Source organism: Sorangium sp. So ce1335, from assembly GCF_051521615.1.
GTDB lineage: Bacteria > Myxococcota_A > Polyangia > Polyangiales > Polyangiaceae > Sorangium.
This window is the reverse complement of record NZ_CP150363.1, coordinates 4,416,573-4,429,750: the sequence shown is the minus strand read 5'-3', so window position 1 is coordinate 4,429,750 and position 13,178 is coordinate 4,416,573. Positions and strand designations below refer to the sequence as shown.

Sequence of the window (13,178 nt, the reverse complement as noted above, 5' to 3'; positions counted from 1 at the left end):
TCACTCCGCGGAGAAGACAGTCACCAGCCGGATGTAAGGCGGGCCGGCGGCCTGGAGCTGCTTCAAGAACTGCTCGTGGTTCTCGCGCGCTCGCCGGATGTCGGCCTCTTCCTGCTGCAGCCGCTTTTCGAGCAGCGGCGGAAGGCGTTTCGGCTCCTGCGCGTCGAGCGGGAGCGGCATCTGCCCGTCAGGGCCCTTGATGCGCCTGCGCTTCGCCGCCACGGTGGCGAGGGCCTTCGCCTCCCACGCCACGATCCGCCTCGTCTCGGCGCGCACGCGCGCGCGGACCCGCTTCAAGCTCGCCTCCCGCTGCTCGATCGCGACCTCCTTCGCCCTGGCGATGACCGCCGGCACGAGCGCACGCAGGGCGTCCAGGCGCGCGGACGCCGCCCCCGGGTTGACGAGATCGCCGAAGAGGCCGACGCGCGCGGCCAGCTCGCGGAAGGGAATGGCCTCGTCCGCGAGGCGTTTGCCCCGCGTCTCCACGGCGAACCAGCTCGCGAAGATGGGCTCGGACTCGTGATTGTACTGCTGTGCATTCAGGAGAAAGAGGGCCGAATCACGCGGCATTGAGGGGATGCGCAGCACGGGCGCCTCGTGGCGCGCGTAGGAAGCGGCGAGGGCGTCGAGCAGCCAGTCGACAAGGGGATGCTGCTCCCAGAGCAGGTGCCATTCGGGCCAGCTCCCATCGCCTTCGAGCGCGCGGCGCAGGCGCTTCGCGACCTCCTCGCGGCTCTGCACGAGCTGGTAGGGCGCGTCCTCTCGCACGGCCTCGGCGGGGAGAAAGGGCTCGCGGTGCGTGCAGAAGGGCCTGGGTGCCGAGATCTTCAGCGTCCGATGGGCGTCGTCCGCCTCCCACTTCAGCCCTGCGTCCCCGATGACGGGGTGCTTCTCCAGATGCCGCAGCGCGGCGACGACAAAGGTATAATCATCCGGGTAGAGCGTGCTCTCGCTCACGATGAGCTGCTCCAGCGGGGGCGTCCTGGCTTCTGCGGCCTCCGCCTGGTCGAGCAGCGCGAGGAGATCGATCCCTACCTCCGGCTCGGCTGTGGTGCCCGGCTGGACGGTCGCCACCGCGGCCGGCGCGGTCGCCGGGAGCATGGGCTCCTCGCCGTTCGCGATCGCGTCGAGCATGGCCACGAGGTCCACATCGTCAGGCGGGGCGGCCTGTGCCGCGGCGGGCGCCTCGGCTTCTGCATCTTCCTCGGAGGATTCAGCCTCCGCGCTCGCTTCGAGCCACGCCTCGGCCTCACCGGCGCGGAGCGGCTCGTCCGGCAGGAGCTCCTCGGCGCTCTGCCCCTTGGCGATCCCCTCGGTGATGTACGCGTCCTCTGCGTCGGGATCGTACAGACCGAGCAGCGTGCCGACGTCGCCGAGTTGCTGATTCGCTGAATCCTCCTTCTCGATGAGCCGGGCTGCGACGTGCTGATCGGCGGTCGCGGCCTCCGTGCGCGTCATCAAGTAATGCAGTTGGGGCTCGTGCTTCTGCCCGAAGCGGTCGATGCGGCCGTTGCGCTGCGTGAGGCGGATGAGCGACCAGGGGATATCGAAGTGGAAGAGCTGGGCGCAGTGGTAGTGGAGGTTGACGCCCTCGCTCGCCGCATCCGAGGCGAGCAGCACGCGCATGGGGCTGCTCTCCCGTCCGAACGACTCGACGACCTGGCGCTGCTGGATGTCCGTCAGGTCCGAGGCATCGAAGCGGCCGATGACCTCGCCCGGGCTCGCGATGGCGAACTCCCTGGCGATCACGTCGCGGAGGAGGTCGAGCGTGGCGATGCGCTCGGAGAAGATGACGACGCGCGGAGAGTCCGGCCTGCCAGTGAAGCCGATGGCGCGCAGCTCGTCGACCAGGCGGCGCAACTTGGAGAAGGCGCGCGGCGCGGTGGCCGCCGCGACCTTCGCACGCGCCGCGCGGAGGCGCCCAAGGTCCGTCTGCAGCAGAACCTCGTAGGGGTGGGGGCCCAGGTCGGTGCGATCCAGCGCCCTCTCGGTGTTCTTCATGCGCTCATCGAGGCTCTCCAGCGCGGCGTGAGGGCTCGAGAGGAAAGCTTTGACGAGGGCCCAGCGAAGGAGCCGGTCGACCGCGTGGCGCTTCCGGCCAAGGTTGCGCAGCTCAAGGGCGTGTAAAGCGGCGAGGGCTGCCTCTTCCTCCCGGCTTGCGCGTGCCTCGTGCACGTGCACGCGCCGATCGCGCAGCGCGGTGCCGGCCTGCGCCTCGACGTCCTTCTTGAAGCGGCGGACGAACAGGTGCTGCACGTCCTCGCGAGCGAAGTGACGCTCGTCCGCCACAGCCGTGGGGTCGAGCATGCGCATGAGGTTGGCGAAGCTCTCCGGCCGGCCGTTGTGCGGCGTCGCACTGGTCAGGATGAGCGCGTCGCACTGCGCGGCGAGCAGGCGCGCGAGCTGCTCGCGCTGGCTGCCGCGGTTCGCGACGTTGTGACACTCGTCTACCACGATGACGTCCCAGCGGATGTGCTCGAGCCAGGCGCGGTAGCGTGGGTTGTTCTTGAGGGTGTCGACCGAGATGATACAGCGGTCGTAGTAGGAGAAGGGATTGCGATTGGATGGAATCTTCTGCTCAACGCGACGGAGTCCCTCGGAGTCGAGCCGGACGAGGGGGATGGTGAAGCGCGCCCAGAGCTCGCGCTGGAGCTGCGCTAGCATGCTCTTGATGGCAACGACGAGGATGCGCCGTGCACGCCCGCGCTTGATGAGCTCCGCGAGAAGGATACCGACCTCGACGGTCTTGCCGAGGCCGGTTCCGTCAGCGATGAGCAGCCGCGGCCTGAGCGCGTCGAGCGCCTTGTAGGCCGGGAAGAGCTGGTACTGCATGAGATCGAGCGCGGCGCGGTGGGCGACGTGGACGCGCGGATCTGTGGGCGGAGTGCGCCGCAAGAGCGTCTCGAGGAAGAGGCGCGTCCGCCTGTAGCTCGGCGAATCGTCTGCGACGAGCTTCGTGTCCTCGGGACGCAGGACTTCGACGCGGTCGAGGCCTGTGATAAAGACTGCTTTGTGATGCCGGACGAGGTCACTGAGCCCCTGTACGTGCACCGCAACGCCACCGTGGGGCAGCGGCAGGCTCTTCTCAACCGCCCACTCCTCTCCGCGCACGCGCACGCGTGAGCCGGGCGGAAACTCCCCGACTGTACTCATTCGTCGATCTCCAGATCCGCGCGCCCGATGCGGCGAACCATCGCGTTGAACACGGCCATGTCATCATCCAGGCCGAGTACGCCACTGGTGTCAGGAACAGCATCCGTGTTTGCAACAAAGTAGCGAGCGGCCCCAACAATGAGCATCTGCGCATAAGTCGCGAAGGCAGCTTGCCCCGCAAGAAGACCGTCGAGCCTGCGGCCAAGTTCCTCAGCGACATCGACGGGCAACAGTTCGTTATACCGTGCTGCGTGGCGGAGCTCTTCCACGTGGCGCGAGACCGCGCGACGGAGTGCAACGACCTCTTCCGGCGTGGCGGGTCCACACAGGCGTTCGAAGATGGCGGTCTCCTTGAAGGATGGTGCTCGCATGAGTCACCGTTGTACTGGGTGAGGCCCAGGAATACTAGATCCACGCTGTCGGTGGCTACTACCCGTCCCGGACCTTCCTCCAGGTCTCCAGCTCGATACGGTCGCGTCCGCACGGTAGGCACGAGCAAACCTGCGGTCACTTAGAAGTGACGTGCCCCAATTGGGGCCCAGCCGGTAGGACATTCAGCACCGTAGACACACACCGGCACCCGTACCCAAGCCTGACGCTATCATAGCGGCGGTATGTACCGCGCCATGCGGAACGCTGCAATCAAAGACATTCGGGTCGCACGGGGCGCGCCATCGAATGGTGAGAAGCGACAATAACTCTTTTCTGACACTCTACAGTCCAGCCAGATCGCGAGCGCTCGATGCACGTGTTCGATGCGAGCAGGTCCATCAACTCATGAGCTTCGAGCGAACCTGTCGGTGCGCCCAGACGCCAGCGAGTGCCCTGCGCAAGCCTCCGCGTCAGGTCGTAGCTCGTCGCTTCGCCCACCCGTCAACGACGGCCACCATGAACCCGGATCAGCTCACGCAGTCCTCACGTAGAAATCTTACACGGATGCACCTCGGGAACATGTGGCTGGCCAGCATGTTATAGGCGCGCCTGATGGCTTCATGTCGACGGGCGAGCTCGTGCTTCAAACCGGGGAGAGCGAGAGTCGTGAGCGGCTGCGCGAGGCGTTCAACACGCCGCTTTACCCGGTGTTCCTCATCGTCAACGAGGTCATGCAGGAGACGTTCGACTTGCACCGCCATTGCCGTCGCATCATCGTGCACAAGATCTGTCATGGAACCCGGCGCATCTCGGGCAACGGGTCGGGCGCATCGATCGCCTAGGCTCGCTTACGCTCCAGCTCCGCGAGAGGGACTCTTCTGCGACGCTCGACATGCGGTACCCGCTGGTGCACCGCACCATCGATGATCGTCTCTATCGCCCGGTGAAGAACCACGAGGAGTGGCTGGAGTTCCTGCTCGGCGCCAGGCCCGACTCCGCCGAATACACGCTTCGGGGACGAGGAGCCGCAGGAGCTCCCGGCGGACTTCGTGCTTGAGCTGCGGATCGACCTTCAGCCGAGGGCCGGCGGCCTCTCGTGAGCTCATGGCATCGAGCAGCCCGACCGTTCCACGCCGCCGAGTTCCGGTCCATGCTGAGCCGCTTGCCCGGCGAGCACCGTAGCGTCACCCCACCTGGTTCAGAACGTCGCGGTGCCCGGGATCTGCGTGGACCGCCAGGATCAGGGAGCTCCGGGAGAGCTCCAGACGTCGCGCCGGACGTCTCTCCGCGGACGCTCACGGGAGCCACCGCGCGACGTCGGCGATCTCCCGGGCCACCTCGGTGACGCCCCGCGGTCCAGCGATACGGGCGAACAACGGCGCCAGGTGCCCAAGGTCGTCCTTCGTCCAGTCGTCGAGGAGATCCGGCCGCCCCTTCCAATCGAGGTAGCGCAGGAGGCGCTGGCAGAGGCGACGCGCCTGCGGCTCGGTCATCGAGGCCGCCAGCGGGACCAGCGCGAAGAGCGCCTCGTCCTCGTCGCTCGGCAGCTCCAGGGCGCGCTCGACCAGATCGCGCGTGATCGCCGGCGCGTGCTCCGGCGAGGCCCCGGCGATCGCGACCAGGGCTGGCCACGTGGCGCCGATCTCGCGTGACAGGTCGAGGACCGCATCCGCCCCGAGAGCCCGGGTCCACGCAGCGGCGTTCCGCTCGAGGAGCGTGCGCGCGCCGTCGCCCGCCCGCAGATCGCCCGACAGCTCGGCCCAGGCGGCCTCGCGGACCGCGGCGGGGAGGTGCGCGAGCAGCGCGGACCGTACATCAATCCGGTCCGACGCGTCGGGCAGCGTCGCCACGAGCGCGAGCGCATCCTCCACGCGGCCCAGATCGCAGAGGCGCGCGGCCACGGCCGTCACCATCGGGCGCCGGAAGCTGGCCGCAGCCGCGCACGCCTGGATCAGCGCGGACGCGGCGCCGGCAGGTGCGTGCGGCGCGAGCGCGCAGATGCTCCAGCACGCGTCCGGCGGCAGCGCGCCGTCCTCCAGCAGCGACAGCGCAAGCCCCAGCGCCTCCGACGCGCCTGCTTCCCGCTCCGCCTCGGGCAGGCCCGAAGCGAGGCGCGCGAGGACCAGATGCCGCTCCGAGGGGGGCAGCGCCTCGGACCATGACCAGAGCCCGCGAACCGCCGCGGGAGACCATCGCGCGGCGGCCTCCGAGAGCCGAGGCAGCTCATCGCTCCTCGCGTCGGCCGGGACCTCGGCGAACGCGTGGCAACCGAGGTCGAGCGCCTCGGCCTCGGGCAGCATCGCCGCCAGGGACACGCGCGCGAGCCGGCTCTCCTTGGTCCGCTCGCGACCGAGCCGCGCCGCCGCCTCGCGCGCAGCCGTCACCCGTGCCTGCCCGTCGAGCGCGGCCGCAGCGGCGGCGAGCGCGGCCCCGCCGGCGTGCTCCTCGCGGGCGGCCTCTAGCGCCCAGCCGAGCACAACGGCGCGCTCGGCGTCGGGTAGCTCGTGCGCCAGCCGGATCAGGGCGCCGGCGCGCTCCGCGGCGTCGGCGATCGGCCGCCCGGCGTCGAGGATGTCCTCGCCCACGCGCGGCATCTCGATGTGTGGTCCGGCGGAGCCTTCGCCGCCCTCGGCCCTCTCCTCTTCCTCCTCTTCGTCCTGCGCGGCCAGCGCGCGCCGCGCCTCCTCGAAGCCAAGGATCTCCCTCACAGAGCTCGTGACGAGCAGGCAGCGTACCTGCGCGGCCAGCGCTGCCATGACACCCTCTCTGGCCGCGACATCGACCAGAAGGCGCGCCGCGCAGGCCGCCGTCGCGTCCACGTCGGCGATGAACCCGGACCAGCCATCCGGGCGCGTCCTCCACACGTCGAGCCACGCCCTCGAGACCAGCTCGAGCCGCTCTGCGAGGCTCGCGTCGTCGAGCTCACGCGTGGGTGACAGGTCCGCCAGCGGCGCGCGCCGGACCATGGGAGCCGCGCGAAGCGCATCGAGCGCGCGATCGGACCAACGAATTTTCAGAGCGTTCGCCATCCGCCCTCGTGGTAGTGCCACTTCCCTAGAGCATCGGTTGGATGCTGCTCCCTGAGCCGCAGGAGCCGGCGTTCTTGCTGCCGCCCTGCGCTCCCTGGCCACCGCCCTTGCCGTCGGCTCCGTGCCCGCTGCCGTTTCCCCGGTCACCACGCCCGCCGGCGCCTCCGCCACCGGCCCTCGCCACCCAGGATCCACGTCCCCGGGTTCATGCCAGGAATCGCGGGGATGTTCGGAACCGGAGCCGTGCGCCATCGGACCATGCTCACCGGCTGCCACGCGGTATGTCAATTTCGGCGACGCATCGGTCTGGGAGGACTCAGGGCCTCCTACGAACCGCAATCCGTGTCGCGCTCGAGGGGTCGTCCCCCCTCGGGACCGCGGTCCACTGTGCTCGTGGGTCCTCGTTCCATTGCCGGCTCACAATCCGGCGGTCTGCGCCACGGCACCTGGTCCTCGCGCGCCTCGCTGTAGCCCCAGAGCCCGCGCGCCACCGAGGGAGGCAATCGCGCGGCGGCCTCCGAGAGCCGAGGCAGATCGTCCCTCCTCGCGTCGGCCGGGACCTCGGCGAACGCGTCGCGACCGAGGTCGAGCGCCTCGGCGTCGGGCAGCAGCGCCACGGATGCGCGCGCGATCGGGCTCGTCCCGGTCCGCTCGCGACCGAGCCGCGCCGCCGCCTCGCGCGCGGTCCTCACGCGCGCCGGCCCGTCGAGCGCGTGCGTCGTCCGCACGGAGCTCGTGACGAGCAGGCAGCGGCCTCGCGCCGACAGCGCCACCGCGACATCACCGCCGGCCGCGACATCGACCAGAAGGATCGCCGCGGAGACCGCCGTTGCGTCCACGTCGGCGATGACGCCGGACGATCCATCCGGGCTCCTCCTCCACGCGCCGCGCCACGGACTCGCGCTTGAGGACCTCGTCGTCAGCGTGGCGGCCGAGACGTCGACCAGGTGGTGGACGTCAGCAGCGCTCAGCTCTCGATCTCGCCAACGTCCGCCTCGACCTCCGCGGCTGCGTCGCTGTCGGGCTCCGCGCCGAACTCTCTCCCACCACGCTCGGCAGCGGCGAGCGCATCAAGCCCCGCACGCCGTCGCAGTCTGCGGCGCCGGTTTCGCCGCAGCCGCTTGATCTCCTGCCCCATCGCCGGTGTGCGCGAATGGCGCTCGTGTGGCTGGAGCTCTCGCGGCGGACGCTCGCCGTGGAGCATCAGCAGGCACCGCCGCTCTTGCTCGATCTGTCCTTCACCATACGCAACGAAGCGGAGCGCGTAGAAGGGCACGCCGGCGGCGTCGAGCTGCTCTCCCATCTGCACCGGCAAGCGAGCAACCCGCCGGTACTGGCTGCGCCGCTGGCGTGACACCTGCGCCCGCACCTGGCTCGGCGCGAGGCTGAACAGCACGCACCAGTGATAGGTGATGCGCTCGGGAACGATGAGCTTGGGCCCGTCGTCGTCCGTGGTCCATATGGGGTATGGGCAGGGAGGCGGCGCGACGCCTGCGGCGCGGCGCTCGAACCGGCGGCGCGTCGCAGGTGCCGCGCGCGCCGCTGTGCGCGATGCCTCCTCGGCCATCTGACGCCGCACACGCTCGAGCTCCGCCTCCCTGCTCCGGAGCGCCGCTTCCCTGCGCCTGAGCTCCGCCTCCCGGCGATCGAGCTCCGCGGCCCTGCGATGCTGCTCTTCGGCACCGTCGCGGAGGGTGTCCACGAGCAGGGTCACGCCAGCCACCACGCCAGGAGCGGCATCAGAAACGAGCGGTAGGAGCTTGTCGAGCTTCGATCCCATCGATGGAGTGTACTGCCGCGCCGGCCCGTTATTTGGCCTCCTGTATACGATGACGTGTACAGGGGGCCCACGGGCGCAGAAGCCTGAGAAATTTCGCGATCATAGACGCGTCCATCGAGCGGGGCCGCGGCAGGGTCCGGAGGGGTTCTGGAGCGCTCCGGGCCAGGTGCCCCGCGAGGCGCTCTCCCCTGACCGTACGACACGCTCTCACCCGGAAGAGCGGCCCGGATGCGTTCCCCCCCACCCGGCCATGCCGGCCGGCGCCGGCCGAGCGAGCGGAGCGCCTCCTCAGCGCTGGGCGCCCGTCGGCCGCTGGACGCGCGCGCTCGTCGGGATCGTGCGACGCGACGTCACCTTCGCAGGCGTGGCACCCCGCTTCGACGCCGACCCCGCGCACCGGTGGCTGCGCGACCGGCTCCGCCGCGTCTGCCGGTCGCTCGCGGAGTTCGGGGCGTAGCCACGCCCGGTCCAGCGCCCGCATCAGGACGCTCGGGCACGGCAGAACCCGGCAATTTGCCGGGCTTGTGCCGTGGGCTCTAATCTTGGCGCCGAGATCATGCCGAACCTCTCCCTCTCGTTCGCCTCGAAGGAAGCGTCGCTCTCCGTGCGCCGCTTTTCGGTCCGGGAGCGGATATCATCGCTCTTCGAGGTCTGCGTTCTGGCCGCCTCCGAGCGTGACGATCTCGACCTTGACAGTATCGTCGGCAAACCCGCTGCCTTCAGGGTCGACTCGGGTACGCCGCACCCCTTCTCGCCAGCGCGGGTCTGGGCTGGCCTGTGCGCTGACATGGAGCAGGTGAAAGCCGAGCCGACGGGGCTCTCCACCTACCGGCTGCGTATCGTGCCCTGGCTGTTTCGAACGACGCTCCGGAGCAGCAGCCGCATTTTTCAGCACCTCACGATCCCCGACATCGTGCTTCGCATCCTTGGTGAGTGGGAGATCCAGCCGGAGGTGCTCCTCGGGGCGAGATATCCGGCGTACGAGTACCGCGTTCAGTACGGCGAGACCGACTTCGCCTTCCTGAGCCGCCTGCTCGAAGAGGCCGGCATCTCGTTTTACTTCACGCACGGCGAAGGGAGCGGGGGCGCAGTAGCCGAGCTCAGTCGGCTCGTCCTGAGCGATGCGCCTCAGAACAACGGACCCCGCCGAGGGCCTCCCATCCCGTACGCTGACAACCCCAACGAGGCCGCCGGGCGCGAGTTCGTGACCGAGGTCGTCGTACGCCACGAGGTTCGGCCCGGTCGTGTCATCGTCCGCGATGTCGACTTCCGGACCCGGCCAGACGTGCGGCTGTTCGCGGACGCCCAGGTGGGCGCCAGTGACGAGCTCCGCTACGAGCAGTTTCCTGTCCTTCCAGCGGCGTTCGTCGTCGAGCCTGGCAAGGGCGGCGAGACACCGGTCGCTGACGACCGAGGCATCGCGCGGGTCGATCTCGCGGAGGCGAAGGCGCTGGCGGCGCGGAGCCTGGAGCGCGAGCGGTGCGGCCGGCGGTCGGTCCGGTTCCGCACGAACGTGCTCGATCTTGCGCCCGGCGCCATCTTCTCGATGACGCATCATCCGCGCGAACACCTCGCGCCCGACCGGGGGTTGCTCGTCGTGGCCTCTACCTTCGAGGGCGACCATGACGGCGAATGGACAGTGCACGGCGACGCCGTGTTCACGACCGAACCGTACCGACCCGCGCGGCTGACGGCGAAGCCGTGCGTCGCTGGCGTGCAGAGCGCGATCGTGGTCGGTCCTCCGGGCGACGAGATCCACACCGATGAGTTCGGCCGCGTGCGCGTCCAGTTCCCCTGGGACCGGGAGGGGCGCTTCGACGACGCGAGCTCGTGCTGGATCCGCGTGAGCCAGGGGTGGGCTGGAGGCGGTTACGGGATGATGGCGATCCCGCGCGTCGGACAGGAGGTCCTGGTCGAGTTCTGCCACGGCGATCCCGACCGCCCGGTGATCGTGGGCCGCGTCTACAACAGCACGGCGCGCGTGCCCTACCCGCTGCCCGCCGAGAAGACGAAAAGCGGCTGGAAGACCGCCTCATCCCCCGGCGTGGATGGATACAACGAGCTTTCGTTCGATGACGCCAAGGGGCGCGAGCTTCTCCACCTCCACGCGCAGCGCGATTACACCGAGGTGATCCGGCGCGATCAGCGCTCGACCGTGCTCGGGAACCGATCGGCGAGCGTGACCGGCGGCGACGCGGTGACCATCGGGGGCAGCCAGAGCACGAGCATCGGGAAAAGCCAGGTCCACACGGTCGGCCAGGACCAGACGAGCACCGTTGGCAAGAGCCGCACGTCGATCGTCGGGACATCGGATGCGATCGACGCCGGCGATAGCCAGAGTGTCACGGTCGGCGGCGGCGTGGGCTACACGATCACCAAGGACCAGAACGTGCACATCACGAACGGCGTCGCGTCGATCCGGATCACGCCTTCCGGCATCTTCATCGATGCGCAGGGTGACCTCGAGATCTCTGCGGGTGGCGTGCTCAAGCTCTCCGGCAAGGAGGTGCAGATCGACGGCACGCCGAACGTGTTCATCAACAGCACGGGGGCGAAGGCGCCTTCCGTGGTCACGATCGGCGAGGCCAGGAAGCCGGGAGGTCCTGGCGGCGACGTGCCGGCCGGCAAGGCCGAGGGCGGCGGCACGCAGGGATGACGCGCGCCACGCCTGCCCCTCTCTTCCCTTCGCAGTGTAGCGCGGCTCTAACCGAGCCAGCGTCTTGACGCCGGACGTGCATGATGGTGGAGCGTGAGCGCCGCTCGTTCAGCGAGCGCGTAGCGCCAGCGTGGAGCCCGAGACGATGCCGCGTTACGAGAACTCCGAAGTATCCTTCGACGTGCCGCGCGACTGGGAGGACCGCTCCGTCGTCGCCTTCGCGGCTCCGACCGAGCCGGGTCAGGTGGCCGCCGCGAGCGTGGTGATGACGCGCGACAGGCTCGCGGCGGGCGAGGATCTCCGCAGGTATGCCGACCGGCAGCTCCTGGAGCTGGCCAAGCGGCTCGAAGGATTCCAGCTGCTCGCGCGTCACGACGCCCCGGCCGGCGACCGACCGGGGCTGGAGCTTCGCTTCGCGTGGCGTGGCCACACCGGGCCGCTCGAGCAGCGGCTCCTGTTCCTGGCGGCGCGCCGGCCCGTGGTGCTGAGCTTCACGGCGACCATCCCGAGGGATGAGGCCGCACGGCTCAACCCGGTGTTCGATCGCATCTTTGCGAGCATCAGGGTTGCTGGCTCGCCTGAGGGCTGACGCTCTCGCCTTCCCCTGGAGACCGCCCACGGAGCACCTGCAATCCAAGGATCCAAGGGTGAGGTGCGGGTCAGCTCACGGCCTGCCGCCCTGGATCTCGTCCAGCGTGGCAACCCTGCCGAGCGCGAGCGCCTTGAGGGCATACCGGCTGCTTTCGGCCTGGTCCTGCCTGAGGTGCGCCTCCGCGACGAGGCGCACGCGCAACCTCGGCAGCATCGGCAGCCACGGCGCGAGACGCTTTGGCAGGTACACCGGCAGCGCATCCTGTCCGCTCGCCCCGAGCAGCGCGCGGATCCACGGTTCGCCCAGCAGTGTGCGGGTCTGATACCGCCGCTGCTCGAGCAGCAGCCGCTCCGCCTGGGCCTCGATGCGCGCGGCGGCCGGCAAACGGGCTGGCGGCGGGAGTCGCTCCTTGATGTGCTCAGTCAACGTGGCGGCGGCGCCGCTCGCGCCGTCCGGGTAGGGCGACCTCAAGAGCTCACAGGCCAAGTCCACGGCCTCCTTGAGACTCCTGTCCGTGCCTGCGAGCGGGGAGACCACGGCGAGGGTGGCCTTGAGCGCCTCGATCTCGTCAAAGACGAACCGGAGCTCGCCCTCCACGAGCACGAGCGGCGGCGTGAAGCCGCCCTTTTCGCTGATGGACGCGAGGATGGCCTGGCGCACGCCGCTCGGCTCGATTCGTGGGCCACCGGTGAGCACGCCGGCGAGGTGGTGGTGATCCTTGGCGGAGCCCGCGTCGCTCGGCGGCGGGTCGTGGCGCGGATCGAGCGCCTCGAAATCGAGATCGAGGATCAGGTCGCTCCACGAGGCGCGGATGCGCGGGAGCGCCTTGGCGTCGAACCAGAGGAGCTCGACGATCTCGGCGGGGCTCGCGGGAGCGGGCGCCCGCGCTGGTGCCGGCGACCGCGGCCCGGGTACGGCGAGGCCCGTGCCCGGTGTCGCGTCGCGGCCCGCGTGCTCGACGGGCCCGGCGCGCTGCCCGACGGTAAGCGCGGGCGCGGTGACGCGCGTGGCCCACGGGCTCACCTCCGCGGCCGGGGCGATAGCGTCGCGCGTCATCGAAGGCGGCGGTGAGGAAGGCAGCGGTTCGGTCAAGCAGACCGCTGGGGGCGCCGTCGAGGGCACGAGCGGCAGAAGCAGCGGCGACAAGACGGCGCGCCGTGCCGCGGAGAGGTCACGGACGAGAGGCCCACGCGATGGCGGCGCTGGCGTCGAGCGGCTCACGGATCCAGCGCTGTCCGGCCCGCGTTCCGCCGCCGCCCACGGCAGCACCGGGGCTTGAGCGAGCAGCTCGGAGCTCACCGGCTCGATCTCCTCCGTCTGCGCAACCTGTGCGGCTGGAGCAGGAGGGCCGCGATCACCGGAACCGGGGGGCATGGCCGCTCGATCTAGCAGGAAGATTGCGTTGCAGGCGACGGTGTCGGGGCGCCGGCAGGGGTAGCGGGAACCCCTGCGGAGACCCGGCAGGGCTAGCGGGAACCCCTGCGGAGACCCGGCAGGGCTAGCGGGAACCCCTGCCGAGACCCGGCAGCGGTAGCGGGAACCCCTGCCGAGACCCGGCAGCGGTAGCGGGAACCCCTGCCGAGACCCGGCAGGGGT

General features: G+C 70.0%; 9 protein-coding genes. 3 read left to right on the top strand and 6 right to left on the bottom strand.

Annotation, left to right across the window (positions count from 1 at the left end; translation table 11 throughout):
- Together WMF24_RS16325 and WMF24_RS16320 are read right to left on the bottom strand one after the other, a co-directional pair.
- The gene (locus WMF24_RS16325) at positions 1 to 2,895 is read right to left on the bottom strand and encodes an SNF2-related protein (protein ID WP_437737334.1); all 2,895 of its coding nucleotides are present in this window, start codon (positions 2,893 to 2,895) and stop codon (positions 1 to 3) included.
- A 254-nt stretch (positions 2,896 to 3,149) separates the two neighbouring features.
- On the bottom strand, positions 3,150 to 3,524 hold the full coding sequence (locus tag WMF24_RS16320; RefSeq protein WP_437737333.1) for a YkvA family protein: 375 nt from the start codon (positions 3,522 to 3,524) through the stop codon (positions 3,150 to 3,152).
- 621 nt (positions 3,525 to 4,145) lie between these two features.
- Between WMF24_RS16320 and WMF24_RS16315 the strand changes: the two genes are divergently transcribed.
- Positions 4,146 to 4,367 (top strand): hypothetical protein, encoded by a 222-nt coding sequence (locus WMF24_RS16315; RefSeq protein ID WP_437737332.1) that lies wholly within the window; start codon positions 4,146 to 4,148, stop codon positions 4,365 to 4,367.
- A gap of 453 nt (positions 4,368 to 4,820) precedes the next feature.
- Here the strand turns inward: WMF24_RS16315 and WMF24_RS16310 are convergent, their stop codons facing one another.
- The 3 genes from WMF24_RS16310 to WMF24_RS16300 form a co-directional block, all read right to left on the bottom strand.
- A complete protein-coding gene (locus WMF24_RS16310) occupies positions 4,821 to 6,725 on the bottom strand; it encodes a hypothetical protein (RefSeq protein ID WP_437737331.1) in 1,905 nt (634 codons plus the stop codon).
- 155 nt (positions 6,726 to 6,880) lie between these two features.
- Positions 6,881 to 7,393, bottom strand: coding sequence for a hypothetical protein (locus WMF24_RS16305; RefSeq protein WP_437737330.1), 513 nt, complete (start codon positions 7,391 to 7,393; stop codon positions 6,881 to 6,883).
- 128 nt (positions 7,394 to 7,521) lie between these two features.
- Positions 7,522 to 8,334: a hypothetical protein gene (locus WMF24_RS16300; protein ID WP_437737329.1), complete on the bottom strand. Its 813-nt coding sequence runs from the start codon at positions 8,332 to 8,334 to the stop codon at positions 7,522 to 7,524.
- 556 nt (positions 8,335 to 8,890) lie between these two features.
- On the opposite strand from WMF24_RS16300, the gene WMF24_RS16295 reads away from it, so the two are divergent.
- On the top strand, positions 8,891 to 10,990 hold the full coding sequence (locus tag WMF24_RS16295; protein WP_437737328.1) for a type VI secretion system Vgr family protein: 2,100 nt from the start codon (positions 8,891 to 8,893) through the stop codon (positions 10,988 to 10,990).
- Between the two features lie 145 nt (positions 10,991 to 11,135).
- Positions 11,136 to 11,579 carry a DcrB-related protein gene (locus WMF24_RS16290; RefSeq protein ID WP_437737327.1) on the top strand — a complete coding sequence of 148 codons (444 nt, stop codon included), beginning with the start codon at positions 11,136 to 11,138 and terminating at the stop codon, positions 11,577 to 11,579.
- Positions 11,580 to 11,654: 75 nt separating this feature from the next.
- Here the strand turns inward: WMF24_RS16290 and WMF24_RS16285 are convergent, their stop codons facing one another.
- A complete protein-coding gene (locus WMF24_RS16285; protein ID WP_437737326.1) occupies positions 11,655 to 12,638 on the bottom strand; it encodes a hypothetical protein in 984 nt (327 codons plus the stop codon).
- Positions 12,639 to 13,178: the final 540 nt, after the last annotated feature.

Bases quoted from the DNA above. Each gene is read 5' to 3' on its own strand.
- WMF24_RS16290 (WP_437737327.1), top strand. From the start codon at position 11,136: ATGCCGCGTTACGAGAACTCCGAAGTATCCTTCGACGTGCCGCGCGAC.
- WMF24_RS16285 (WP_437737326.1), bottom strand. From the start codon at position 12,638: ATGACGCGCGACGCTATCGCCCCGGCCGCGGAGGTGAGCCCGTGGGCC.
- WMF24_RS16320 (WP_437737333.1), bottom strand. From the start codon at position 3,524: ATGCGAGCACCATCCTTCAAGGAGACCGCCATCTTCGAACGCCTGTGT.
- WMF24_RS16315 (WP_437737332.1), top strand. From the start codon at position 4,146: ATGTCGACGGGCGAGCTCGTGCTTCAAACCGGGGAGAGCGAGAGTCGT.
- WMF24_RS16295 (WP_437737328.1), top strand. From the start codon at position 8,891: ATGCCGAACCTCTCCCTCTCGTTCGCCTCGAAGGAAGCGTCGCTCTCC.
- WMF24_RS16300 (WP_437737329.1), bottom strand. From the start codon at position 8,334: ATGGGATCGAAGCTCGACAAGCTCCTACCGCTCGTTTCTGATGCCGCT.